The organism is Ramlibacter sp. G4-7 (genome assembly GCF_057784995.1).
In genome coordinates this window covers 47,558-71,786 of sequence record NZ_JBYNTT010000020.1, presented here as the reverse complement: position 1 = coordinate 71,786, position 24,229 = coordinate 47,558, and the positions used below count along the sequence as shown (strand labels likewise).

The 24,229-nt window shown below is 70.5% G+C and carries 27 protein-coding genes; 11 read left to right on the top strand and 16 right to left on the bottom strand.

The window, feature by feature from the left end; translation table 11 throughout:
- Positions 1–46 precede the first annotated feature (46 nt).
- The 5 genes from mfd (at position 47) to serB (ending at position 6,865) form a co-directional block, all read left to right on the top strand.
- The gene (gene mfd / locus AC3EGR_RS22200) at positions 47–3,490 is read left to right on the top strand and encodes a transcription-repair coupling factor (protein WP_488548706.1); all 3,444 of its coding nucleotides are present in this window, start codon (positions 47–49) and stop codon (positions 3,488–3,490) included.
- A gap of 64 nt (positions 3,491–3,554) precedes the next feature.
- Positions 3,555–3,893 carry a TfoX/Sxy family protein gene (locus tag AC3EGR_RS22195; RefSeq protein ID WP_488548705.1) on the top strand — a complete coding sequence of 113 codons (339 nt, stop codon included), beginning with the start codon at positions 3,555–3,557 and terminating at the stop codon, positions 3,891–3,893.
- Between the two features lie 52 nt (positions 3,894–3,945).
- Positions 3,946–5,316 (top strand): NfeD family protein, encoded by a 1,371-nt coding sequence (locus tag AC3EGR_RS22190; protein ID WP_488548704.1) that lies wholly within the window; start codon positions 3,946–3,948, stop codon positions 5,314–5,316.
- Between the two features lie 26 nt (positions 5,317–5,342).
- Positions 5,343–6,116, top strand: coding sequence for a slipin family protein (locus tag AC3EGR_RS22185; protein WP_488548703.1), 774 nt, complete (start codon positions 5,343–5,345; stop codon positions 6,114–6,116).
- 26 nt (positions 6,117–6,142) lie between these two features.
- Positions 6,143–6,865 (top strand): phosphoserine phosphatase SerB, encoded by a 723-nt coding sequence (gene serB, locus AC3EGR_RS22180; protein WP_488548702.1) that lies wholly within the window; start codon positions 6,143–6,145, stop codon positions 6,863–6,865.
- Positions 6,866–6,905: 40 nt separating this feature from the next.
- Here the strand turns inward: serB and AC3EGR_RS22175 are convergent, their stop codons facing one another.
- Positions 6,906–8,168, bottom strand: coding sequence for an MFS transporter (locus AC3EGR_RS22175; RefSeq protein WP_488548701.1), 1,263 nt, complete (start codon positions 8,166–8,168; stop codon positions 6,906–6,908).
- 147 nt (positions 8,169–8,315) lie between these two features.
- Between AC3EGR_RS22175 and AC3EGR_RS22170 the strand changes: the two genes are divergently transcribed.
- Positions 8,316–8,945, top strand: a complete 630-nt coding sequence (locus tag AC3EGR_RS22170; RefSeq protein WP_488548700.1) for a CDP-alcohol phosphatidyltransferase family protein — start codon at positions 8,316–8,318, stop codon at positions 8,943–8,945.
- Here the strand turns inward: AC3EGR_RS22170 and AC3EGR_RS22165 are convergent, their stop codons facing one another.
- The 3 genes from AC3EGR_RS22165 to AC3EGR_RS22155 are packed head-to-tail and all read right to left on the bottom strand — an operon-like array spanning position 8,946 to position 9,837.
- The gene (locus AC3EGR_RS22165) at positions 8,946–9,203 is read right to left on the bottom strand and encodes a DUF5985 family protein (RefSeq protein ID WP_488548699.1); all 258 of its coding nucleotides are present in this window, start codon (positions 9,201–9,203) and stop codon (positions 8,946–8,948) included. It lies immediately after the preceding gene.
- Positions 9,203–9,463 (bottom strand): DUF5985 family protein, encoded by a 261-nt coding sequence (locus AC3EGR_RS22160; RefSeq protein ID WP_488548698.1) that lies wholly within the window; start codon positions 9,461–9,463, stop codon positions 9,203–9,205. The genes AC3EGR_RS22165 and AC3EGR_RS22160 overlap by 1 nt, the downstream gene beginning before the upstream one ends.
- Before the next feature lie 8 nt (positions 9,464–9,471).
- Entirely contained in the window at positions 9,472–9,837 is a 366-nt protein-coding gene (locus tag AC3EGR_RS22155; protein WP_488548697.1) for a hypothetical protein, read from the bottom strand.
- Between the two features lie 76 nt (positions 9,838–9,913).
- Between AC3EGR_RS22155 and thpR the strand changes: the two genes are divergently transcribed.
- Positions 9,914–10,435, top strand: coding sequence for an RNA 2',3'-cyclic phosphodiesterase (gene thpR, locus AC3EGR_RS22150; protein ID WP_488548696.1), 522 nt, complete (start codon positions 9,914–9,916; stop codon positions 10,433–10,435).
- On the opposite strand, the gene AC3EGR_RS22145 is transcribed toward thpR, so the two are convergent.
- The 4 genes from AC3EGR_RS22145 to AC3EGR_RS22130 all read right to left on the bottom strand — a co-directional run bounded on the left by AC3EGR_RS22145 (position 10,420) and on the right by AC3EGR_RS22130 (position 13,590).
- Complete coding sequence (locus tag AC3EGR_RS22145) at positions 10,420–10,740, bottom strand: hypothetical protein (protein ID WP_488548695.1); 321 nt, start codon at positions 10,738–10,740, stop codon at positions 10,420–10,422. The genes thpR and AC3EGR_RS22145 overlap by 16 nt on opposite strands.
- A 104-nt stretch (positions 10,741–10,844) precedes the next feature.
- A complete protein-coding gene (locus tag AC3EGR_RS22140; RefSeq protein WP_488548694.1) occupies positions 10,845–12,080 on the bottom strand; it encodes a DUF4382 domain-containing protein in 1,236 nt (411 codons plus the stop codon).
- 190 nt (positions 12,081–12,270) lie between these two features.
- Positions 12,271–12,963, bottom strand: coding sequence for a hypothetical protein (locus AC3EGR_RS22135; protein ID WP_488548693.1), 693 nt, complete (start codon positions 12,961–12,963; stop codon positions 12,271–12,273).
- Between the two features lie 15 nt (positions 12,964–12,978).
- On the bottom strand, positions 12,979–13,590 hold the full coding sequence (locus AC3EGR_RS22130; RefSeq protein ID WP_488548692.1) for an FHA domain-containing protein: 612 nt from the start codon (positions 13,588–13,590) through the stop codon (positions 12,979–12,981).
- Between the two features lie 236 nt (positions 13,591–13,826).
- Between AC3EGR_RS22130 and AC3EGR_RS22125 the strand changes: the two genes are divergently transcribed.
- Positions 13,827–14,261, top strand: coding sequence for a universal stress protein (locus AC3EGR_RS22125; RefSeq protein WP_488548691.1), 435 nt, complete (start codon positions 13,827–13,829; stop codon positions 14,259–14,261).
- Positions 14,262–14,270: 9 nt separating this feature from the next.
- Here AC3EGR_RS22125 and AC3EGR_RS22120 read toward each other — a convergent pair whose 3' ends face one another.
- Positions 14,271–15,173 (bottom strand): hypothetical protein, encoded by a 903-nt coding sequence (locus AC3EGR_RS22120; RefSeq protein WP_488548690.1) that lies wholly within the window; start codon positions 15,171–15,173, stop codon positions 14,271–14,273.
- 63 nt (positions 15,174–15,236) lie between these two features.
- Here AC3EGR_RS22120 and AC3EGR_RS22115 point away from each other — a divergent pair, with 63 nt between their 5' ends.
- Complete coding sequence (locus AC3EGR_RS22115) at positions 15,237–16,460, top strand: YbfB/YjiJ family MFS transporter (RefSeq protein ID WP_488548689.1); 1,224 nt, start codon at positions 15,237–15,239, stop codon at positions 16,458–16,460.
- A gap of 29 nt (positions 16,461–16,489) precedes the next feature.
- Here AC3EGR_RS22115 and AC3EGR_RS22110 read toward each other — a convergent pair whose 3' ends face one another.
- The 7 genes from AC3EGR_RS22110 to AC3EGR_RS22080 form a co-directional block, all read right to left on the bottom strand.
- Entirely contained in the window at positions 16,490–17,284 is a 795-nt protein-coding gene (locus tag AC3EGR_RS22110; RefSeq protein WP_488548688.1) for a M23 family metallopeptidase, read from the bottom strand.
- Positions 17,285–17,289: 5 nt separating this feature from the next.
- Positions 17,290–17,811: a hypothetical protein gene (locus AC3EGR_RS22105; protein ID WP_488548687.1), complete on the bottom strand. Its 522-nt coding sequence runs from the start codon at positions 17,809–17,811 to the stop codon at positions 17,290–17,292.
- Positions 17,808–18,869: a L,D-transpeptidase family protein gene (locus AC3EGR_RS22100; protein ID WP_488548686.1), complete on the bottom strand. Its 1,062-nt coding sequence runs from the start codon at positions 18,867–18,869 to the stop codon at positions 17,808–17,810. Before AC3EGR_RS22100 ends, AC3EGR_RS22105 begins: the two co-directional genes overlap by 4 nt.
- Before the next feature lie 105 nt (positions 18,870–18,974).
- Entirely contained in the window at positions 18,975–19,667 is a 693-nt protein-coding gene (locus tag AC3EGR_RS22095) for a transglutaminase-like domain-containing protein (protein ID WP_488548685.1), read from the bottom strand.
- A gap of 9 nt (positions 19,668–19,676) precedes the next feature.
- On the bottom strand, positions 19,677–20,456 hold the full coding sequence (locus AC3EGR_RS22090) for a 2-keto-4-pentenoate hydratase (protein WP_488548684.1): 780 nt from the start codon (positions 20,454–20,456) through the stop codon (positions 19,677–19,679).
- A gap of 1,175 nt (positions 20,457–21,631) precedes the next feature.
- The gene (locus tag AC3EGR_RS22085) at positions 21,632–22,276 is read right to left on the bottom strand and encodes a glutathione S-transferase family protein (protein WP_488548683.1); all 645 of its coding nucleotides are present in this window, start codon (positions 22,274–22,276) and stop codon (positions 21,632–21,634) included.
- 7 nt (positions 22,277–22,283) lie between these two features.
- Complete coding sequence (locus AC3EGR_RS22080; protein WP_488548682.1) at positions 22,284–23,264, bottom strand: Bug family tripartite tricarboxylate transporter substrate binding protein; 981 nt, start codon at positions 23,262–23,264, stop codon at positions 22,284–22,286.
- 122 nt (positions 23,265–23,386) lie between these two features.
- On the opposite strand from AC3EGR_RS22080, the gene AC3EGR_RS22075 reads away from it, so the two are divergent.
- Both AC3EGR_RS22075 and AC3EGR_RS22070 read left to right on the top strand, forming a co-directional pair.
- Complete coding sequence (locus tag AC3EGR_RS22075; RefSeq protein ID WP_488548681.1) at positions 23,387–24,004, top strand: 3'-5' exonuclease; 618 nt, start codon at positions 23,387–23,389, stop codon at positions 24,002–24,004.
- 79 nt (positions 24,005–24,083) lie between these two features.
- Positions 24,084–24,227 (top strand): hypothetical protein, encoded by a 144-nt coding sequence (locus AC3EGR_RS22070; RefSeq protein ID WP_488548680.1) that lies wholly within the window; start codon positions 24,084–24,086, stop codon positions 24,225–24,227.
- Positions 24,228–24,229 lie beyond the last annotated feature (2 nt).

Sequence of the window (24,229 nt, the reverse complement as noted above, 5' to 3'; positions counted from 1 at the left end):
CCCTCGTTCGCCACGTGGGGGTGTTTTGCATTTCCGCTTCAACCCGATGGATTTACCCAAGCTCCAATCCGGCCGCCGCATGACGCTGCCGCGGCCCACAGGCTCGGCCGATGCGCTGCTGATCGCACGGCTCGGCCAGCGCGAGCTCGCCGAGGGCAGGCTCACGGCCATCGTCACGGCCGACGCCAACGATGCCCAGCGGCTGCTGGAAGAGATCGCCTTCTTCGCGCCCCAGCTGCGCTGCGCCCTCTTCCCTGACTGGGAGACGCTGCCCTACGACACCTTCTCGCCGCACCAGGACCTGATCAGCGAGCGCCTGGCCACGCTGTGGCGCATCCTGCAGCGCGAGGCCGACGTCGTGCTGGTGCCCGCGAGCACGGCGCTGTACCGCCTGGCGCCGCCCGCCTTCCTGGCCGGCTACACCTTCCACTTCCGCGTGCAGCAGAAACTGGACGAGGCCAAGCTCAAGGCGCAGCTGACGCTGGCCGGCTACAGCCACGTCACCCAGGTGGTGAGCCCCGGCGAATACGCGGTGCGCGGCGGCCTGATCGACCTCTTCCCCATGGGCTCGCCGGTGCCCTACCGCGTCGACCTGTTCGACGACGAGGTCGATTCGATCCGCACCTTCGACCCCGACTCGCAGCGCAGCCTGTACCCCGTGCCCGAGGTGCGCCTGCTGCCGGGCCGCGAGTTCCCCATGGACGACGACGCGCGGGCGCGCTTTCGCAGCCGCTGGCGCGAGCTGCTCGAAGGCGACCCGACCAAGAGCCGCATCTACAAGGACATGGGCAACGGCGTCGCCACCGCCGGCATCGAGTACTACCTGCCGCTGTTCTTCGAGGACACGGCCACCGTGTTCGACTACCTGGGCGAGCAGTCCAGCGTCGTGCTGCACGGCGACCTGGAGGCCGCTTTCCAGCGCTTCTGGCAGGACACGCGCGATCGCTTCCGGCTGGTGCAGGGCGATCCCGAGCGGCCGGTGCTGCCGCCCGAGGCGCTGTTCCTCAACGCGGAACAGTTTTTCGTGCGTGCCAATGCGCACGCGCAGCTGGCGCTCAAGGCGGTGCCGCAGGAAGACGGCTACGCGGAGTTCCGCCGGCTGCCGAACATCTCGGTGATCCGCGGCGCCGAAGACCCGCTCGCGAACTTCAAGTACCACGCGCAGCGCAGCGCGCACCGCGTGCTGGTGCTGGCCGAAAGTGCCGGCCGGCGCGAGAGCCTGCTGGACTTCCTGCGCGCGAGCCAGCTGACGCTGCCGGCCTTCGACACGCTGGCCGAGTTCCAGCAGAGCGAGGAGAAGCTGGGGATCGCCACCGCGGCCCTGGCCAGCGGCTTCTCCTGGGTCGAGGAGGCGATCGACCTCGTCACCGAGACCGAACTCTTCGCCAGCGCGCCGACCGGGCGCCGGCGCAGGAAGCAGGAACAGGTCAGCGACGTCGACGCGCTGATCAAGGACCTGTCGGAGCTGAATGTGGGCGACCCGGTCGTGCACGCGCAGCATGGCATCGGGCGCTACCGCGGGCTCATGAGCATGGACGTCGGCCAGGGCAGCACGGAGTTCCTGCACCTGGAGTACGCGGACAAGGCGACGCTGTACGTGCCCGTGAGCCAGCTGCACCTGATCAGCCGCTACACAGGGGTCGGTGCCGACGAGGCGCCGCTGCACAAGCTCGGTTCCGGCCAGTGGGAAAAGGCCAAGCGCAAGGCCGCCGAGCAGGTGCGCGACAGCGCCGCCGAACTGCTGAACATCTATGCCCGGCGCGCGGCGCGCCAGGGCCACGCCTTCCGCTTCTCCGCGCAGGACTACGAACAGTTCGCCAACGACTTCGGCTTCGAGGAGACCGCGGACCAGAACGCCGCCATCCACGCCGTGATCCAGGACATGGTCTCGCCCCGCCCCATGGACCGCCTGGTGTGCGGCGACGTGGGCTTCGGCAAGACGGAAGTCGCGCTGCGCGCTGCCTTCATCGCGGTGACCGGGGGCCGCCAGGTCGCCTTCCTGGCGCCGACCACGCTGCTGGCGGAACAGCACTACCAGACCCTGGTCGACCGCTTCAGCAAATGGCCGGTGAAGATCGCCGAGATGAGCCGCTTCCGGTCGACCAAGGAGATCAACGCCGCGGTCAAGGGGCTGGAGGACGGCAGCATCGACATCGTGGTGGGCACGCACAAGCTGCTTGCCCAGTCCACGAAGTTCAAGGACCTGGGCCTGCTGATCATCGACGAGGAGCACCGCTTCGGCGTGCGCCACAAGGAAGCGGTCAAGGCGCTGCGGGCCGAGGTGGACGTGCTGACGCTCACCGCCACGCCGATCCCGCGCACGCTGGGCATGGCGCTGGAAGGCCTGCGCGACCTGTCGGTGATCGCCACCGCACCGCAGCGGCGCCTGGCGATCAAGACCTTCGTGCGCAACGAGGGCAACGGCGTGATCCGCGAAGCGGTGCTGCGCGAGCTCAAGCGCGGCGGCCAGGTCTACTTCCTGCACAACGAGGTGGAGACCATCCAGAACCGGCGCGAGGCGCTGGAGCGCCTGCTGCCGGAAGCGCGCATCGCGGTGGCGCACGGCCAGATGCCCGAGCGCGAACTGGAGCGCGTCATGCGCGACTTCGTGCAGCAGCGCTTCAACGTGCTGCTGTGCTCCACCATCATCGAGACCGGCATCGACGTGCCGACCGCCAACACGATCGTGATGTCGCGCGCCGACAAGTTCGGCCTGGCGCAGCTGCACCAGCTGCGCGGGCGCGTGGGACGCAGCCACCACCAGGCCTACGCCTACCTCATGGTGCCCGACGTGGAGGGCCTGACCAAGCAGGCCGCGCAGCGGCTGGAGGCGATCCAGCAGATGGAGGAACTGGGCTCGGGCTTCTACCTGGCGATGCACGACCTGGAGATCCGCGGCGCCGGCGAGGTGCTGGGCGAGAGCCAGAGCGGCAACATGCTGGAGGTCGGCTTCCAGCTGTACAACGAGATGCTGTCGGAAGCGGTGAAGTCGCTCAAGGCCGGCAAGGAGCCCGACCTGCTGGCGCCGCTGCAGGTCACCACCGAGATCAACCTGCACGCGCCCGCGCTGCTGCCCACCGACTACTGCGGCGACGTGCACCTGCGGCTGTCCTTCTACAAGAAGCTGGCGACGGCGAAGAACGTCGACCAGATCGACCGCCTGCTGGAAGAGATCGTCGACCGCTTCGGCAAGCTGCCGCCGCAGGGGCAGACGCTGATCGACGTGCACCGCCTGCGCGTGCTGGCCCGGCCCTACGGGGTGGTGAAGGTGGACGCGGCGCCGACGGTCATGCACATCACCTTCAAGGCCAATCCGCCGATCGAGCCGCTGGCGATCATCCAGCTGGTGCAGAAGAACAAGCACATCAAGCTGGCCGGCAACGACAAGCTGCGCATCGAGAAGTCGCTGGTCGACGCGAAGGACCGCGCGCAGATGGTGCGCGACGTCCTGCGCTCGCTGGGGCAACCGAAGGTGGCGGAGCCGGCGTGACCTCTTCGCTCCCTCCCCCGCTGGGGAAGGGCTGGGGTGGGGACGCTGCCGCTAGACTGCCACGATGGGCCCGAAGGACGCGTTCGCCAGCTACTGCGCCGAGCTGTTTGCCCCGCTCGGGCCCGTGCGCGTCAAGCGCATGTTCGGTGGCCACGGCATCTACGTCGACGACCTGTTCATCGCCATCGTGGCGGGCGAGACGCTGTACCTGAAGGCGGACAAGGAGACCTTGCCGCGCTTCGAAGCGGCGGGCTGCGCGCCGTTCACGTACACCGCGAAGGGCGACAAGCACGTCTCGCTCGGCTATCGCGCCGCGCCGGCGCAGGCGATGGATTCGCCGGCCCTGATGCGGCCTTGGGCCGCCCTGGCCATCCAGGCGGCCCTGCGCTCCCGCGCGAAGTAGCGCCTTCCCTCGTTCCCGTTGACGCCTGCCGGCGTCGGCCTAGACTCGGCCCATGAGCCGCGCCCTCCGCCTGCTCTGCCTGCTGGCCCTGTCGCTGCTGCAGCCCTGGGCCCTGGCGGATGGCGTTGCCCGCGCGCCGGTGGTGGTGCTGCAGGTGGACGGAGCGATCGGCCCGGCCACCGCCGACTACCTGCGACGCGGCTTGGCCGTGGCTGGTCGCGAGCACACCCAGTTGCTGGTGCTCCAGATCGACACGCCCGGCGGGCTGGACGCCGCCATGCGCAGCATGATCAAGGACATCCTGTCCTCCCCTGTGCCGGTGGCCACCTTCGTGGCGCCGGGCGGCGCGCGCGCGGCCAGCGCCGGCACCTACCTGCTCTATGCCAGCCACGTGGCCGCCATGACGCCCGCCAGCAACCTGGGCGCGGCGACGCCGGTGGCCATCGGCATGCCGCTCGGGCCGCAGCCGGCCAATCCGCTGCCGGCTCGCCCTGCCGCCTCGGGCGCCAGTGCATCGGCCTCCTCCGTCCCTGCCGAACCCGGCGACGCCATGGCCGCCAAACGCATCGGCGATGCCGCGGCCTACATCCGCAGCCTCGCGCAGCTGCACGGGCGCAACGCCGACTGGGCCGAGCGGGCCGTACGCGAAGCGGTGAGCCTGTCCGCCGCCGAGGCCCTGCAGCTGAAGGTGGTGGACCTGGTGGCGCGCGACCTGCCCGACCTGCTGGAGCAGCTGGACGGACGCGAGCTGCAACTGGCCGGCGCCACGCGCCGCCTGCAGACGCGCGGTGCGCCGGTGCTGGCCTTCGAGGCCGACTGGCGCAGCCGCCTGCTGTCGGTGATCAACAACCCGGGCCTCGCCCTGCTGCTGATGATGGTGGGCATCTACGGCCTCCTCTTCGAGTTCAGCAGTCCCGGGATGGTGGCCCCGGGCGTGGTCGGCGCCATCTGCCTGCTGCTGGCGCTGTTCGCGCTGCAGCTGCTGCCGGTGAATTACGCGGGACTGGCGCTGATCCTCGTGGGCATCGCCTTCCTGGTGGCGGAGGCCTTCCTCCCCAGCTTCGGCGCCCTGGGGCTGGGCGGCGTGGTCGCCTTTGCCTTCGGCTGCGTGATGCTGATCGACAGCGACTCCCCCGGCTGGGGCATCCCGCGGGCGCTGATCGCCATCCTGGCGCTGGTGTCCGCCGCCTTCGTGCTGCTGGTCGCCGGCATGGCGGCGAAGTCGCGGCGCCGCCCCGTCCTGACCGGCTCGCAGACCCTGTTGGGCGCGTCCGGCGAGCTGGTCGAATTCTCCGGAGGCCACGGCTGGGCCCTGGTGCAGGGCGAGCACTGGAAGGTGCGCGGCGCGGACAGCCTGCAGGCCGGCGACCGGGTGCGGGTGACGGGTCTGCGCGACGGGGTGCTGGAAGTGGCGCCGGCCTGAAGCGCCACCACCACGGGAGGAACGACATGCTTGCTGGAGGATTGGGCTTCGGCCTGGTGCTGGTCCTGCTGGTGGCGTTCTTCGCCACGTCATTGCGCATCCTGCGTGAATACGAGCGCGGCGTCGTGTTCCAGCTCGGTCGCTTCTGGAAGGTGAAGGGGCCGGGCCTGGTGCTGCTCGTACCGGTGGTGCAGCAGATGGTGCGGGTGGACCTGCGCGTGGTGGTGATGGACATCCCCAGCCAGGACGTGATCACGCGGGACAACGTGTCGGTGAAGGTCAGCGCGGTGCTGTACTTCCGCGTCGTCGACCCGGCGCGGGCCATCATCCAGGTGGAACGCTTCCTGGAGGCCACGAGCCAGCTGGCGCAGACCACGCTGCGCGCGGTCCTGGGCCGGCACGAGCTGGACGACCTGCTGGCCGAGCGCGAGCGCCTCAACCTGGACGTGCAGAAGATCCTCGACGCGCAGACCGACACCTGGGGCATCAAGGTGACCAACGTGGAGATCAAGCACGTGGACCTGAACGACACCATGGTGCGGGCCATCGCCCGCCAGGCCGAGGCGGAACGCGAACGGCGCGCCAAGGTGATCCATGCCGAGGGCGAGCTGCAGGCCTCCCACAAGCTGGCCGAGGCGGCCGAGGTGCTGGGGCGCCAGCCGCAGGCGCTGCAGCTGCGCTACCTGGAGACGCTCACCGTGATCGCGGCGGACAAGAATTCCACCATCGTGTTCCCCCTGCCCCTGGACATCATCGGTCCGCTGCTGCGTCACTTCAGGGGGGAGCAGCCGGCCGAGTGAGCCAGGCGGGATGAGAAAATGCCGCCATGGCATTGCACTCCTTCGCCCCCGGCCTCGAAGTCCAGGGCTTCACCCCGCCCCTGCCCCTGAAGGACTTCAAGCTCATCGCCTTCGACATGGACTCCACGCTCATCAACATCGAGTGCGTGGACGAGATCGCCGACGCGGTCGGCAAGAAGGAGGAAGTGGCGGCGATCACCGAGGCCGCGATGCGCGGCGAGATCACCGACTACAAGGAGAGCCTGCGCCGCCGCGTGGCGCTGCTCAAGGGCGTGACCGTCGCCGACATGGAGATGATCTACACCCAGCGCCTGCAACTCAATCCCGGCGCCGAGCGCCTGGTGCAGGCCTGCAAGGCCGCGGGCATGAAGGTGCTGCTGGTCTCCGGCGGATTCACCTTCTTCACCGACCGCATCCGCGACAAGCTGGGCATCGACTACACCCGCTCGAACGTGCTGGAGATCCGCTCCAGCACCAACTGCGGCGAGCTCACCGGCCGCATGGTGGACCAGCCCTGGGGCGACATCTGCGACGGCGCCGAGAAGCGCCGGATGTTCCTGGAGACCTGCGCGAACCTGGGCATCTCCCCGAAGCAGGCCATCACGATGGGCGACGGCGCCAACGACCTGCCCATGATGGGGGAGGCGGGCCTGTCCGTCGCATACCACGCCAAGCCCAAGGTGCGCGAGCAGGCGATGGTGGCGATCGACACGGGCGGGCTCGACCGGCTGCTGGAAGTGCTGCGCTAGCGGGCCGCAAGCGCGACACGCGCGCCCGGCGCGCTCCGTCTCAAGCCGCCGCGCGCCTGCCGCTCCACGGCGCGATCAGGCCCAAGGCGCTCGCGCGCCAGAGCAGGAAAGACACGATCGTGAGGTTCAGGAAGTTCCAGCCGATGCCGTTGAGGAAGGCGGCGCGGTAGGAGCCGGTGAGGTCGAACACCGCTCCGGACATCCAGCCGCCCAGGGCCATTCCCAGGAGGGTGGCCATGAGCACGGTGCCCACGCGGGCGCCCGCCTCCTGCGGCGGGAAGTACTCGCGCACGATCAGCGCATACGCAGGTACGATGCCGCCCTGGAACAGGCCGAACAGCCCCGAGACCACATAGAGGGACGTGAGGCCGTCCGAAGGCAGGAACATCAGCAGCGCGATGCCCTGCAGCAGCGACCCGAGCAGCAGCGTGCGCAGCCCGCCGATGCGGTCCGAGATCCACCCCGACACCAGACGGCTCACCACGCCCATTCCCAGCATGAGCGACAGCATCTCCGCGCCGCGCGCGGCGCCGAAGCCCAGGTCGCCGCAATACGCGACGATGTGGACCTGGGGCATGGACATGGCGACGCAGCAGGACACGCCGGCCACGCACAGCAGCGCCAGCAGCAGGTTCGGCGGCAGCCCGAGCGGCCGCGCCGACGCCGCGCCGCTCACGGCACCGGCCACGCCGGGCGCCGGCACCGGTTGCGCCGGAGGCCGGCGGCGCAGCACCAGCGCCAGCGGCACCATGCTCACGATGCAGAACATGCCCAGGCCGACATAGGCCTGCCGCCAGCCGTGGCCATCGATGAAGTACTGCAGCACCGGCGGCCAGAACGCGCCCGCCGTGTAGTTGCCGCTCATGCAGATGGCCAGCGCGATGCCGCGGCGGCGGTCGAACCAGCGCGACGTGTCCGCCACCAGCGGAGCGAAGGTGGCCGAGGTGCCCAGCATGCCCACCAGCACGCCCTGCGCGATGCCGAACAGCGCCGGCCCCGGAGCCAGTCCCGCGGCGATGAAGCCCAGGCCGAGGCCGACCGCCCCCAGCATCACCACGGCCATCACGCCGAAGCGGTCGGAGAGCTTTCCCATGAGGATGCCGCCGACACCGAAGCCGAGCATGGTGAGCGTGTAGGCCAGGGAAGCGTCGCCGCGGGCGATGCCGAAATCCTGCTGCATGCGCGGCAGCACCACGGTGATCGCGTACATCCCGGAGCCGCCGATGGTCATCAGCAGCAGCGACATGACCAGCCGCGCCCACGCGTAAGGGGACTCGATGAGGTGCCGGTCGTCGTCGCGCATGGGAGACGGCATCCTAGCGGCGGCGCGCGGCCGCGTCATCTGTCGAAAGCCCGGACCGTAGTCGCGCGACTACAGCGCCAAGCGGCCGGGAACCCACGGACCTGAGCCATGGGGCAGCTAAAGTCACGGCACAAGAAGGACCCACCCATGCAACGCAGCGCGCCGCGCCATTTCTCCATGGTCCGGGAATTCCACCTGGCCGACTTCTTCACCCTGGGCAATGCCGGTTGCGGCGTGGGCGCCATCCTGTTGGCGATGCTCTACATGGCGAGCAACGACAGCTCGCACTTCTTCCTGGCGGCGGCGCTGGCGCCGGCGGCCTTCATCTTCGACGTGCTCGATGGCCGCATCGCCCGTGCGCGCCACCAGCACTCCGCGCTCGGGCGCGAGCTGGACTCGCTGTCCGACGTGATCTCCTTCGGCATGGCACCCGCGGCGCTCGCCTTCGCCGCCGGCATGCGGGGCGGCTGGGACGCCGCGGCCCTGATCTACTTCGTGTGCTGCGGGGTGAGCCGCCTGGCCCGCTACAACGTGACCGCGGAGCAGCTCGCCGGCGACGCGTCGGGCAAGGTCAAGTATTTCGAGGGCACGCCCATCCCGACCAGCGTGGTGCTGACCGGTGTCCTGGCGCTGGCCGCCTGGCAGGGCCGCCTGGGCGAGCGGCTGTGGGGCGGCGTGCTGGACCTCGGCCCCTGGGACCTGCACCCGCTCGCACTCCTGTTCGTGCTGTCCGGCAGCCTGATGATCAGCAAGACCCTGCGGATCCCCAAGTTCTGATCAGGCGCGCGGCCGGTTCTTCTGCCAGATCGCCAGCAGGATCAGCCCGTAGGCCACCACGCGCAGCCCGTAGATCAGCGGGCTGTCCTCCTGCGCCTGGAAGTGCAGGCCCAGCGCGACGCGGTTGCCCGCCTCCAGCCAGAAGGAAAGCGCGAACCACAGGAAGAAGCGGTCCCGCGTCTGCCGCCAGAAGCGGAAGAAGAACAGGCCCGCGACGAGCCAGCCGGCCGCGATCGCGCCCATCAACATCTGCTCCATCAGTCCTCCTCCCACACCAGGCCGAACAGCAGCAGCAGCACGGCGGCCAGCGCCCACACGAGGCGCGCGAGCCCCAGGTCCACTTCCACCGGCCAGACGACGCGGTCCAGCACCAGCAGCACGTTGTTCACGCTCAGGCAGCCGAAGCACAGCGCGCTCCAGAACAGCAGGCGTGCGCGACTGGCGCGCCAGCTGCGCCAGAGCAGCACGAAGCACAGGATCGACGTGAGGGCGCACAGGGAGTAGATCAGCCCGGCCATGTTTCGCTTCAGTCCTTGCGGAAACGGAAGGCGTCGGCAAACTGCCGCGCCCGCCGGTCGATGCGGGAATGGATCAGGCTGGAGACGCCTACCAGGTCGGTGGCATAAGCCTGGGCCAGGCGGTCGAGCAGCTCTCGCAGCTCGGCGGTGGGAGCATAGCGCACGCTGCCCTCGCCTGCGGCCACGCCGCTGTCGCGCAGCAGCACCAGCAAATCGGCGGCGGTGCGATCCGGTACGTAGAGGCGGCGCGCCAGCTGGCCCGCGCCCCATTCGTGTTCCGGTTCCCCGCGCAGCAGCAGGACGGCCTCCAGGTACGGGACCGACGGCACGCTGGTGAGGATGTAGCGGCGCAGGTCCGCACTGAGCTCGCTCATTGTTCTGGGGCGTACTGTAGCGGTTGCCGGCGTGGCTCGGCGCCGTGGGCGTGGGTGCGGGCCCAGAATGAGGCGCATGCCCGCTCCGGACGCCTCCGACCTGCGCCTGTTCCTGGCGCTGTGGCCGGCACCCGCCTTCCTGCAGCAACTGGTGGCACATGCAGAAGGCTGGTCCTGGCCGGTACAGGCGCGCCGCACGCGCGTGGAACGGCTGCACGTCACCCTGCATTTCATCGGCACCGTGGCCGCGGCGCGCTTGCCGACGCTGCGCGAGGGCCTCGCCGTGGCGTGGGAGGGCGACGGCGAACTGACGCTGGACAAGGCGACGGTGTGGCCCGGCGGGATCGCGGTGCTGGAGGCGTCAAAGGTCGAACCCCCGCTTGCGCAGCTGCATGCAGCGCTGGCGCAGCGGCTGCGCGCGCTGGACCTGCCGGTCGAAACGCGCCCCTGGCGCCCGCACGTCACCCTCGCGCGCAAGGCTTCGGGAGCGCGTCCGCCGTCATTCGAACCCCTGCGCTGGCAAGGGACGCCGGGCTACGCGCTGGTGCGCACCCTGGGCGGCGGCCGCGGCTACGAGACGATTCAGTGCTTCGGCTGAGCCGCGGACTTGCGGGCGGCATCGATCGCCGAGCGGGCGGCCAATTCGGCGTTCAGCGACGGCTCCAGGGCGGAGCGGCACAGGCCGGCGTGCTGGTACTGGAGGTTTTCGTAGAGCTCTGCGGTTGCCGGCGAGGCTTCCAGCACGGCCTCCAGGGCCGCATCGTGCGGAGCGCTGCGCAGGGCCTCGCTCAGGTGCTCCACCACCCCGCGGTACTGGTGCGGGTCGACGGCGACAGCGCTGCGGTCCAGGCGCTCGAGCATGCGGGCGAGCATGACCAGGTTCTTGGCGGCAGTGGTGTTCATGCTCCGGAATTGGGGTCCGCCCGGTCCGATTGCAAGAGGCAGCCTGGCCATGAAAAAAGGCCCGCCGGCAGGCGGGCCCTTCCCGTGCGATCCGTCCGGGGGGATCAGTAGGCGAAATCCACGGTCGCCGGGCCCGTTCCCAGGTCCGCCGCCTTCTCCTTCGTGGCCAGGCCGCTACCCGTCACGCGGATCGTGTACTTGCCCGCGTTCGCCGCGTCCGCCGTGGCCGCCGGCAGTCCGGAGGCGGAGAACAGCTGGATCTCGGGGGCGGCCAGGGGCAGCCGCAGGGTGTACTTCTGCGCGTCGTCCGGGCGGGTGCTGCCCACCTCGACGAGGCGCGTGCTCACGGTCTGCCGCGCGGCCACGATGGCGTTGTCGCTGATCGTGGTGGTGCCTGCCGGGGTGCTGGCGCTGATGGTGCCGGTGACGGTGCCCATGGCGGACGGGCTCAGCGCGATCGTGCTCGTGCCCGTGTTGAGGCTCACGGTGGAAGTGCCCACCGGCACGCTGTCGACCAGGCGGGTGGCGGCGCCCTTCGTCGTGTCGACCGTGCCGCCGCTCGCAACGCCGTCGCCCGTGATGACCACCGTGTAGGTGCCCGAGGGCAGGTAGGACAGCACGAACTTGCCGCTCGTGTCGGGGATGGTGGACCGCACCACGGCGCCGTTCTGCTGCGCGGACACGTTGATGCTGCTCAGGGTGGCCGTCGCCGTGCCCTGCGCGACGCTCGTGCTCACGAAGCCCTGGATCGCACCGGCGGGCTTGGCCGACAGGCGCACGACGGGCTTGAGGATGTACTTGCCGTTGCCGGTGAGCACGATGGACTTGCAGGCATCGAAGTCCATCAGCAGGTCACTCACCTGGTTGGCGGCGACCTCGAAGTCCGCCTTGATCTTCAGGCCGCTTTGCTGGCCGCTGGGCGTCTTCAGCGGCTGCGCCGTGCCGCCCACGGGCGTCACGCTGTTGCCGGTGTCGGCAAGCACCAGGCGCAGCTGGTGGTAGCTGCCGGCCGGCACGTCGGCGCTGCCCAGGTCCTTGAGCTGGCCGTTGGTGAGGTTGACGAGGTCGATCAGCACCGGCGCATTCGGCGGCACGACGTCGCGCCAGCCGCCCTCGCTGTCGCTGGTGCCCGTGTCGTCGCTCATGTGCACGCGCACCTTGGCGACATTGACCAGGACGTGCTCGTAGCAGGCCGGGGCGTCCGTGACCGAGAGCTGCAGCGTGCCGGTGGGCGTCGCGCCGGCGCCGCTGCCGCCGCCACCGCCGCAGGCGGCCAGCGTCACCGCCGCACCCACGGCCGTCACGGCCAGCATCCAGCGCTTCATCGTCTTGTCCTGCATCGACTTCCTTCGTGGTTGACAACGCGGGTGATGGTGCCTGCGCCGCTGCGAGGCGCGTGTCGGGCAGTAACGCCTTGCACGCCGCCATGCCCGAACGGTGCATGCAGGGGGATCGTCGGTCGTCCGTGTGCGTGGCCGTTGCCGGCCGATACACCTGGGCGCGGCCACGGCGCCACAGGGGCAGGCTCTACTACCTGGAACCGTGCGGGTCGGTGTCGCCCGCGTCCGGGTTGGGCTGCGTGACCTGGAAGTCCTTGTCCCCCGCGGGGCGACCGCGCCCGCCAGTATCGGCCATCGCCTGGTCGCGGATCGCGAACAGGGCAGCGAGGTCGCGCTGCACGTCGTCCTCGCTCTTGGGCCCTTCGGCGTCCGCCGCCATCGGATCTTCCGTGGGGTCGAAGGCCTTGCCGTGCCGCGGCTGCAGCCCCGGCATCGCGGTCAAGGGTGCCGGGCCGCTCTGCGCCCAGGTGCGCGGGTCCGGCATGTCGGCCGCGTTGAAGCCCTGGAACTCCCAGCCTATGCTCAGGAGCCAGTCGCGCGCCCGCGGGTCGAAGCGGGCGAGCTCGCGCTCGAAGTTGTCCTGGAAGGCGAACACGTAGGCCAGCAGGCGGTCATGCGCCTGCTTGACGATGAAGTTCACGTGCAGGCCGTGGCGACCGAGCTTGTTCACCGTGGACAGCATGCGGCAGTCGATCCAGTCGGAGGGGATGCCGTGCTTGCGCATGGTGTCGCGCAGGATCACCTGGAGCAGTTCGCGCCGCGGCGCGTTGCGCGACGTTTCCTCGCCGCCGGACGAATCCGGCTCGCTTTCGTGGAACTGCGTGGAGTGGCCAGCCGCGCCGCCCTCGCCCTTGCCGCCGAAAATGCGTCCTATCAGTCCCATGCGGTCATCGTACCCTCATTCCCGCAGCTGGAACCGCATGCGCGTGCCGGCGAGGTCGAGGACGTCCTGATCCGACAACATCACCGGGTCGTTGCTCAGGGCCTGGCCATTGAGCAGCGGCGCACTGGAGCCGCCGAGGTGGGTGACGAAGTAGCCGCCGCGGCGATGCGCGACCGAGACCACCGACACCCCCGGCTTGCCGAAGGTGGTGACGGCCTTGACCACCGGCACCTCGAGGCCGGCGGAGGAACCCGACTCCACCGTGAAGATGGCGTGCAGCTGCGGGCCGTCGGGCGCGAAGGCCTGCGTCCCGCCGAAGCCGCTGGGTTCCTCGCTCGCCTGCAGGTAGCGGATGCGGTACGGGCCGATCGCGATCACGTCGCCGTCGGACAGGCGCGTGCGCTCCTTGACCATGCGGTCGTTGACGTAGGTGCCGTTGGTGCTGCCCAGGTCCTGCAGGAAGACGTCGGCGACGCCCACGAGGTCGAACGCGCAGTGCTGGCCGCTGACCACCAGCGTGTCCAGCACGATGTCGTTGCCCGGCTTGCGGCCCAGCGTCGTGCGGTCCTTGTGCAGGTACACGTGCTTGACCTCGACGCCCTTGACGGTGGCTATCAGCTGCGGCATTACCGGTCTCCGTACCGCGACCCGCGGCCGGACCATGCTAACCGGCGCGCGAGGCTGCTTCAAGCGGTCGGACCCCTGCCATGCGGCCGCACGCGCAAGCCCGGCATGCACGGGGTGAGAACGTTTCGCCAGCAAGCAAGGCAGCGCCGGCGCGTCCGGCCCCGCCTTGATGCAGGTCAAGCGGCGGGCAGCGCACGTGGCGCAGGATCACCGCACGCCTTTGCCGGAGTCCCCCCATGTTCCAGCGCATCCTCCTCGCCACCGATGGCTCCGCCGCGTCCGAGCACGCAGCGCGCCTGGCCGTCGATCTCGCCAAGGTGCACGGCGCCCGCCTGACGGCGCTGTACGTGGTCGATCCCTATCCTTACCTCGGGATCGGCGAAACCAACCCGCTGGGCTTCCAGGCCTACATGTCGGCCGCCCTGCAGCACGCCGCGGTGGCCCACAACAAGGTGCTGGCCCTGTGCGAGCAGGCGGGCGTGCCCTTCCAGCCGCGGCTCGCCGAGGACGTGGGCGCCGCCGCCGGCATCCTGGAGGGCGCCAGGCAGGCGGAAGCGGACCTGGTCGTCGTCGGCTCGCACGGTCGTGGCGGCATCGCCCGGGTGGTGCTGGGCAGCGTGGCGAGCAAGGTGGTCGCCCAGTCCTCCGTGCCCGTCCTGGTCGTGCGATAGGAGCGTCGTCTACGCGACGACGCTCGCGCCCGCGGCCTGCAGCCGTCCGAGCAGGTCCTGCCAGCGCTGCGTGTGCTCCGCGTGCAGGCGGCTGCCTGCGGCCAGCACCGGCTGGAACTTCCAGCCCTTGACCTGCTGCGCCTCGAACCACGCGCGCGCGGTCTGCCGCACGATCCAGGCCGGTGTGCGCCAGGCGCCCCAGGGTTCGGCGGTGCGGGCGAGGTCGGGGGTGTTTTCCAGCGCGCCCTGCGCATAACTCAGGAGGCCGTAGCGCCGCGGCGTGGACGGCTGGCGCGGGCCGTCGTCGAAGGTCTCGAAGGTGGTCACGTCCTCCAGCGCCGCCGGCAGCAGGTCGCGCGCGACGAGGTGGTGGCCGCCGTCATGGCCCTCGCCCGTCTTGAAATGCAGCACGGGGCGCAGCTCGAAACCCGTCAGGCCGCTGGCGCGCAGCGCCTGCGCGAGGTCGCCGCCCAGGACGTATTCGCCGGTCCATTCGTCGACGTGGCTCAGGCTGCGGCCGGCGACCGTCTTGCTCAGGAAGATGCGCTGCGGCAGCCGCACCGCCCACCGGCTCGCCGTGGGATGCAGTGGCTCCTGGTGGTAGGCGGCCATGGTGGCCTTGGAGTCGCCGCGCGTCTGGCCGATGGTGCTGCGGCACACGGCCTCGAAATGGCTGCAGGCCGCGAGCTCGGAGGCGCTGCACTGCACGTCGCGCAGGAAGCTCACGGGCTCGCCATCCGCGAGCGCCAGCAGCCGCGGCAGCACGGGGCCGGCGGCGTCGAAGAAGCGGGGAAACAGGAAACCGACGGCGGCGTGCGCCTTGGCTCCCAGCGCCTTGGCCAGGGCCTCGTCGGCACCCAGGCGGCGCGCGAGTCCGGGACTGCAGGGACGCAGCGCGATCATGATCTTCATGGGGCGTGATGGTAGCCAATCGCACGCGGTCCCCGGCTGCCCCCGTGCGACACTGCGCGGCCCATGTCCGCCGCCCTGCCGCCCCCGCGCCCGCTGGCCATCGCCCTGGCCGGCCTCGTCTCCCTCGCCGTGGCGATGGGCATCGGCCGCTTCGCGTTCACGCCCTTGCTGCCGATGATGCTGTCCGAGCGCTCGGTCACGCTGCAGGGCGCCAGCCTGCTGGCCAGCGCGAACTACTTCGGCTACCTGCTGGGCGCGCTCGCCTGCACGTTCCAGCCCTGGATCTGGCGCCGCCTCGGCGCCGCACCGGGCGTCAACGGGCCCCTGCTCGTACGGGGCGGGCTGGCCGCCACGGCGCTGCTCACGCTGGGCATGGCCTTGCACGTGCCGGCCGCGTGGCCGGCGCTGCGCTTCGCCGCGGGCGTGGCCAGCGCGGTCGTGTTCCTCTACACCTCGGGCTGGTGCCTGGAACAGCTCGCACGGCACGGCGTGCCGGAAATGGGCGCCCTGATCTTCGTCGGCCCCGGCGGCGGCATCGTCGCCAGCGGACTGGCGGCCAGCGCGCTCGTGGCGATCGGCTCGCCGGCGGCGGTGGGCTGGGCGACCTTCGGCGTCCTCGCGGCCTTGCTGACGGCAACCGTGTGGGCCGTGTTCGACCGGCGTCGCGGCACGCCCGCACCCACGCTCGCCGCGCAGGCGTCGGGCAGCACAGTGGCCGATGCGACGGTCGGCACCGGCTACATGGGCGTGCTGACGCTGGCTTACGGCCTGGCCGGCATCGGCTACATCGTGACGGCCACCTTCCTGCCGGTGATCGCACGCCAGGCGCTGCCCGGCTCACCCTGGCTGGACCTCTTCTGGCCCTTGTTCGGCGTGGGCGTGATGCTGGGCGCCATCGGCGCGTCGCGGCTGCCGGCGCGCGGCGACCTGCGCCTGCGGCTTGCCGGCTGCTATGCGATCCAGGCGGCCGGCGTGGCCGCCAGCCTGGTGAGTCCCACGCTCGCGGGTTTCGCGCTCGGCAGCCTGCTGCTCGGGCTGCCCTTCACCGCGATCACCTTCTTTGCGATGCAGGAAGTGCGCCGCGTGCGGCCGCAGCACGCCACGAGCTACATGGGCCTGCTCACCGCCATGTACGGCGTGGGCCAGATCGCGGGGCCGCCGCTGGCCGCCTGGCTGGTGGCGCGCAATGCGAGCGCGGCGCAGGGCTTCGCGGTTTCGCTGTGGATCGCCTGCGGCCTGCTGGTGCTCGGGGCGCTGCTCTACGTCGCGCTGGCGCGCAAGGCCTAGCGCTTCGCGGCGCTGGGCCCGTGCGCCCGTCAACGCTGGGCAAGCTGCGGCGCCGGCTGCGCCCGCGCGAGCGCGGGGTAGGGATTCACCGCCTCGCCCTGCCACCACTTGGGCGGATCGCCGAGGCGGAACACGGAGAAATGCAGGTGCGGCGTGCCGGGATCCGCATTGCCGGTGACGCCGACGTAGCCGATGACCTCGCCGCGGCGGACCTCCTGCCCTTCGTGCACGCCCTCCGCATAGCGTTGCAGGTGCGCGTAGTAGTAGGCCAGCTTGCCCTCGCGGTCGTACTGGTAGATGGTCAGCCCGCCGGGCTTGCTCGTGAACAGCTTTGTGATGCGGCCGTCGTCGACCGCCACCACCGGCGTGCCCGCGGGCGCGAGGATGTCGATGGCCTCGTGCTTGCGCGAGCCGCGGCTCTGCTCGAAGTTGTCGGACAGGCGGCCCGGCGCGATGCCCGCGACCGGGACGAGCAGGGACCGCTGCGCGAGCAGCTGCGCGCCCTGGGCGTCTCCCGGGTCGCGCACCGCCGGCAGCGACTGGGCGGCGGCGTTCGGCGGCGGCACCACGGGCGCGGGCTCAGCCGCCGCGGGTGCCTCGGCCGTCGTTGGCGCCGCTCCCGTGGCCTCCGCCGCTGCCGGTGCGGAGACCGTCGGGGCGGGCGCGGGCGCGGTCGCCACCGCGCCGGGCGCTTGCGGCTTCAGCACGGTGTTGTCCGGCAGGCTGGGACCCGGCGGCTCGACGCGCGTTACCACGGGCTCCCGGCCGCAGCCGGCCAGCACCGCCGCCGCGGCGCAGGCTACGAGCAGGACTTTGCAGCGCATGGCCGTCAGGACCTCCCCCGTCCGGCCGTGGCTGCCTTGCCGTCGGCCTTGGCGTTCGACTCGGCCGCGCCGGAGTCGCTGGCGCTGGCGCCCTGGTTGCGGGGCTGCACCGGGTTTTCGTCCAGGAAGCGCGCGAGTTCGGTGGGCGCCGCTGCGCCATCGGCCGCAGCCGTCGCACCCGGCATTCCCGGGGCCGGCGCGGGAGCTGCGGAGGCCCCCAGCTCGGTGCTGTTCGTCGTCGGTGTCGCCGGCGCGGTCTCCGTTGTTCCGGAAGCGGCGCCAGCCACGGTACTGCCGCTGTCCGCGGCTGCCGGGGCTGGCGCAGCGGCGGTGGCGCCCGGTGCGCTGTCCGCGGGCGTGGCGGCCACGGTGCCGGCCGGCGCCGCGGCTTGCGGCTGCGGGGACGCGGGGGCCGTCTGGCTCGTCGACTGGCCATCGGCGGCGGGCTTGTCGTGCACGGCCACGTCGCAGGCCTGCAGGGCCAGCGCCGAGGCGGCGGCCAGAAGGGTCAGGCTCCAGTTCTTCATGCTTGCACCTCCACGTTGATGCCCTTGTCGGCGACCGTCGACAGGCGCACGACGTCCCAGTTGGTCAGCCGCACGCAGCCGCTGCTTTCCGCGCGCGACATCTGCGAGGGTTCGGCCGTACCGTGGATGCCCAGGTGTTCCTTGCTCAGGGCGAGCCACATCACGCCCACGGGACTGTTCGGCCCGGGCGGCAGCTTGACCTTCTTGTCGCTCTTGGGATGGCGCAGCAGCGCCGGGTTGTAGCTGTAGTCCGGGTTGGGTGCGCGCGCCGCGATCTGCAGCGTGCCCTCGGGCAGGGGAAACTCCTTGCCGCCGATGGTGACGGGGAACGCTCCCATCACGCGGCCGTCGGCGCCCAGCAGGTAGAGCATCTGGTCGGACTTGTCGATGCGCAGCGAAGCCGCCTTGGACATGGCGGCCGCGCGGCCGACGTCCGGCACCACGATGGCCTGGCCCGCCTGCATGTTGCGCCCCTTGTTCAGGGCGGCGAACAGTTTCGGGCTCATGTGGAAGCGCTCGCTGATCGCTTCGTCCATCGCCTCGTATCCCAGCGTGGGCAGCAGCGACTGCGTCTCGGGATCATCCTTGGGAATGGTCACGAACGGGCCGGCGACGTCCTTGTCGGTCAGCACGTAGGTGGCGAACGCGGGCGCCTGCTGGCCTAGCGCCTGCCAGGTCGCGGCATCCACGACGCCGGTGACCGGCAATCCCCGCGACTCCTGGAAGGCATGCAGGGCTTTCTTCATGTTGCTGCCGAAGCTGCCGTCGATCTCGCCCACCGAGAACCACGCGCGATCCAGCATCACTTGCGCGCGGATGACCGCCGGCCCCTTGGCACCCTGCTTGAGGTCGGGGGTCGAGGTGTCCGCGTTCAGTTGCTGGACATGCTGGGCGGCGTCGGCCGGGAAGTTCGCAGGAACCGGCGTCGCACTCTCAGCGGTCTTGTCTGCGGTCGCGGCCGCCTTGTGCGCGGTCTTGGCGAGCACGGCCTGGGGTACCGCGACGGCCAGCGGCAGCACCAGGGCGAGCGCGCGCAGGATCGAGTTGTGTTGGGGCATGGGCAGACTCCATCTTGGAATGCCCTACCGTAGCGCTGCGCCGGCGTGCTTCGTGTAGTCGCCTCGCCATGGCGGCAGTCGGCCTGCGCTGGCCTGGGACCAAGCTCAGCCGCCCTGCGGCTCCTTCGCGACGTCCTGCAGGAAGTCGCTGCCATGCAGTTCGCTGCGCACGCCGGCCGCATGGAGCCAGCGGGGATAGACCTCGCGGAAGTCCGCGACGATACGCGCGAGCGGCATCTCCACGTAGCTGCCGCGGTCCTGCAGGTACTCCATGTGCCGCTGGCCGGTCTTGTCGAACGGATGGTAGATGGAGTCGTGCTGGCCGTCGAAATCCAGCGGATGCAGGCCGAAGCGGTCGCAGAGTTCGACGTTGAAGGCCGGCGTGGCCTTGCGCCAGCCGCCTTCCAGCCACAGCTCGGTGTAGCCGTGCCAGATGAAGACGTCCGTCTGCATCGTCTCGCGCATGCGCTGGGTCGAGAGGTGGTTGCGCACGTCGGCGAAGCCCAGGCGCGCGGGAATGCCCGCCGCGCGCGCGGCCGCGGCCAGCAGCGCCGCCTTGGTCACGCACCAGCCGTAGCCGAGCGAGAGCACGGAGCTCGCGCACATGCCCTGCGGGCCGAGGTCCAGCCGGTACGGGTCGTAGCGGAAGCGGTCCCGCACGGCGTAATAGAGCGCCACCGCCTGCTCGCGCGGCGTGGCGCCTTGTCCGTGTTCCTGCGCGAAGGCGCGCACGGCGGGATGGTCGCTGTCCACGAGCGGCGTGGAAACGAGGCACTGTTCGGGAGACGGGGACTGCATGGACTGCCTTCAGGTGAAACGCACGGACAAGGGGGCGAGCGGCGCGCCGAAGTCCGCACGCCAGTGTTCGCCGCGCTGCACCGGCCAGGCATCCGTCCAGGTGCCGGTGGTGACGACGTCGCCGGGCTGCAGGTCCGTCGCGCCGGGGCAATCCCGCAGCGCCGCCAGGAAATGCGCCAGCGCGTGCAACGGGCCATCGAGGACGTTGGCGCCCACGCCTTCGTCCACCGGCTGGCCGTCGCGCGTGAGGCGGATGCGTGCGGCGGCGAGTTGCGCCTCCAGTGCCGCGGCGTCGGTGGCTTGCACGGCGATGCGGCGGCCGACCAGCAGGCGTGCGTGCAGCCCGCTGTCGGCGACCGTGTCCGCGGCGGAGAATTTCCAGTCCGGCATGTGCGACTGCACGATCTCGAAGCCCGGTGCCATCCACTCGATGCAGGCCGGCAACTGGTCCAGCGTGGCGCGCGCCGGCGGGGTCGCCTTCAAGCCGAAGACGCACTCCGGCTCGATGCGCGGCTGGCAGGTGCCGGCCAGCGAGAGCTCGCCCTCGCCTTCGCAGAACGCGAGCGTCGTGTTCCAGACCGTGCCCCAGATCGGCGCGAACACGCCGTAACGCTCCCAGATCGTGCGATTGGTGAACCCGATCTTGTACCCGCGCGGCTGCTCGCCGCGCCGCATGCGCAGCTGCCGCACGCTCAACGCGCGCTCGTAGGCCTCCCCGACCGAGAGGCCGCAGCCGGCCGGCCAGGGCGTGGCCTGGTCGATGTGTCGCAGCAGGAGTTCCGGTGTCATGGGGGTGCAGCTTAGCGCGGATGCGATGGGGGGCTCGGGCGGCGCCCAGGGTTCCGTCATCCCCGCGCAGGTGGGGACCCAGGGCTTGCTGTTATCGAGCGCTGGCCCCAGGGGCGAGATGGAGCGCTGCGCCCAGGGGCGAGGGCCCGGGTACCCGCTCTCCGGTCAGCTCGCGATGCAGTGCCTGTGGCTTGCCACCGCCTTGGCTCGGAAGACGGCCAGTGGCTGATTGCCCGCCCCAGGGGTCGCGAATGATCCCTGCGATCGGATACCCGAACCCTCACCCCCTCATCGCCGCGCTTGATCGAGGACGCCTGATCGCGCGCCGCGCCCATGACCGGGAACTTCCCAATGCGCCACTGTCCACGAGGGGTCGGCGGTTTGGGTACCCGATCGCAGGGATCATTCGCGGCCCCTGAGGCGCTCGTGTGGCGCTTGCCGGATTCCGAGCAACTGGCCGTGGGTTCTCAACGGCGGCTTCATCGCGAGCTGACCGGAGAGCGGGTGCCCGGACCGACGGCCCTTGGCGCAGCGCTGGTGAGCAAGCTCCTGAACGCTCCGGGTCCCGCCTCCCCTTCTCCCGGCGTTCTGGCGTAGCCGAGTTACCCCTGATCGAACGCTGCGCCCAGGGGCGAGGGCCCGGGTACCCGCTCTCCGGTCAGCTCGCGATGAAGTGCCTGTGGCTTGCCACGGCCTCGGCTCGGAACACGGCCAGTGGCTGATGGTGAGCCCCAGGGGCCGCGAATGATCCCTGCGATCGGATACCCGAACCCTCACCCCCTCATCGCCGCGGTTGATCGAGGACGCCTGATCGCGCGCCGTGCCCAGGACCGGGAACTTCCCGATGCTCCACTGTCCACGAGGGTCGGCGGTTCGGGTAGCCTGATCCCGCGCCGCGCCCATGCCCGGGAACTTCCCAATGTTCCACTGTCCTCGAGGGGTCGGCGGTTTGGGTACCCGATCGCAGGGATCATTCGCGGCCCCTGAGGCGCTCGTGTGGCGCTTGCCGGATTCCGAGCAACTGGCTTTGGGTTCTCAACGGCTGCTTCATCGCGAGCTGACCGGAGAGCGGGTGCCCGGACCGACGGCCCTTGGCGCGGTCGGCTCGAGACGCAATTCATGCAGCGCTTGGTGGAGCGCCCCGTGGATCCCGGGTCCAGCCCGGATGATCCCTCTCACGGCTTCGTCAGCGCCGCCTTCCGGTCCGCCTGCACGCGCTGCGCCGAGGGGCGCTCGCCGATGAACTTCATGTAGGGCTTGTAGTCGACGCCGTTGGCCAGCAGCAGGTCTTCGTCGTACACCGCCTTGGTCGCCAGCCCCACCAAGGGCAGGTCGACGAAGGCGCTGCAGTCGGCCATGGTGAAGGTCTCGCCCGCGGCATACGGCGCCATCTTCAGCAGGCGCTTGACGCCACCGATCTTCTGCTCGATCTCGCGCCGGATGCGCGCCAGGTTGCTTTCGGACAGCGGCGGGGCGCCGAAGAAGGCCACGCCATAGAGCTGCCGCGCCGCCATCTCCAGGTGCCAGTCCAGGAAGGTCACCAGCTCGCGTACCTTCGCCGCGGCGAACGGATCCCGCGGCAGCAACGGCGGCTGCGGGTGCACGCTTTCCAGGTACTCCAGGATCACCTGGCTTTCGCACACGCAGCCCGCGTCCGTGGTGAGGAAGGGGATCTTGCCCAGCGGCGACAAGGCGTACAGCGCGTCGTCCTTGTTGCGGAAGTCGATCACCTTCTCCTCGAAGGCCAGGCCCTTCTCCAGCAGCGCGAGCTTGGCCTTGTTGTGGTAGTTGCTGATGGGGGAGCCGTGCAGGGTCAGCATGCCGTCCTCACTCGATCCTGGCGCCGGATTCCTTGACCACCTTGGCCCACTTGAGCGTCTCGGCCTGCATCAGCGTCGCCAGCGCCTCCGGCGTGCCGGGGTTCGGGTCGAGTCCCAGCTTGGCGAGCTTCTCCTTCACGTCCGGCATGGCCATCACCTTCAGCGTCTCGGCGTTGATGCGCATCTGCACGTCGCGCGGGATGCCCGGGCCGCCCAGCAGCGCGAACCAGGAGGTCGCCTCGAAGCCGGGGAGGCCCGATTCCGCGATGGTCGGGATGTCGGGTGCCGCCGGCGAACGCTTCGCACTGGTGACCGCGATGGCCTTGAGCTTGCCTTCCTGCACCAGGGGCAGCGCCGAGGGCATGTTGTCGAAAATCATCTGGATGCGCCCGCCCAGCAGGTCCGGGATCGCTTCGGCCCGGCCCTTGTACGGGATGTGCTGCATCTTCACGCCGGCCATGGTGTTGAACAGCTCGCCGGACAGGTGGATGGACGTGCCACTGCCCGAGGAGCCGAAGAACAGCTTGTCCTTCTTCGCCAGCTCGATCAGTTCCTTGACGTTGTTGGCCGGCACGCTCTTGTTCACCACCAGCAGGTTGGGCGTGGAGGCGAGGAAGCTGATCGGCGTGAAGTCCTTGATGTTGTCGTAAGGCATCTTCGCGTACAGCGAAGGATTGATGGCGTGCGTGCCCACGGTGCCGACCACCAGGGTGTAGCCGTCGCCGGGCGCCTTGGCGACGATGTCCGCGCCGAGGTTGCCACCGGCCCCCGGCTTGTTCTCCACCACGACCGACTGGCCCAGGCCGCTCCATTTCTCGGCCAGCACGCGCGCCAGCGTGTCGGGCGCACCCCCCGGCGGGAAGGTGACGATGATGCGCACCGGCTTGGCCGGCCAGGCGGCCTGCGCCAGCGCGGCGACCGGAGCCAGCGCGGCGGCGAACAGCAGGGCGGGCACGCCCGCGAGCAGGCGGACGCGGGAACGGGACATGGAGGTTCTCCTGGGACGGGGTTGCATGCAAACATTCTCCGGCGCGGACGAGGAGGCGCCGCTAAGGGTTTCCGCCCCTGTCCGTCGCCAACTCGACAGCCCGTGCCGCTATGCTTGGCGCCATGCAAGCCCCCACCCTGCCGGCGCCCGAGGAAATCGCGCTGCTCGAACCCTTCGAGCGCATCGGGCTGGACCGCATCGCGCTGGTGGCCACGCAGAAGGAGGCGGAACTGGCCGCCGACGCGCTGGTGCTCGCGCCCGTGTGGGGCTTCGACACCGAGTCGCGCCCTACCTTCGAGGCGGGCGTGCCCTCCGAAGGGCCGCACATCGTGCAGCTGGCGACGCACGAGGCGGTGTTCATCTTCCAGCTGCACGAGGCCGGCTGCCGCGCCATCGCCGGGGACTTGCTGGCGCGCACGGGCATCGTCAAGGCCGGTTTCGGCCTGCACGACGACAAGCGCCGCATCACCAGCAAGCTCGGGGTCGAGCCGCAGGACGTGCTGGACCTCGACACGGTGTTCCGGCAGAGCGGCTATCGCCGGCAGATGGGGATCAAGGCGGCCGTGGCGGTGCTGTTCGGAAAGCGCTACCTGAAGTCCAAGCGCGCGGCGACTTCCAACTGGGCGCAGCGGCGACTGTCCGAGTCGCAACTGCTGTATGCGGCGAACGACGCATGGGCCGCGCTGCGGGTCTACGAAGCGCTGGGATTGGGAACCGCTGCGTCGCCGGCACCTGGCTGAGCCAGGCGCCCTGCCCCTAGGGCCAATAGCCGAGGCGCGGCGCAGGGGCCACGCTGCGCTCCGGACCCAAGGAGTGGACATGGCCAAGGCGTTCTTCCTCGTCGCATTGCTCGCGCTCGCGGGTTGCGCCGCCCCTGCGGGCTACGTGGCCCAGCCGGACCCGTGCAGCGCGGGCGAGGCGACGATGGACTGCCAGGCCTACCGCTACCGCAACATGCCTTGAAC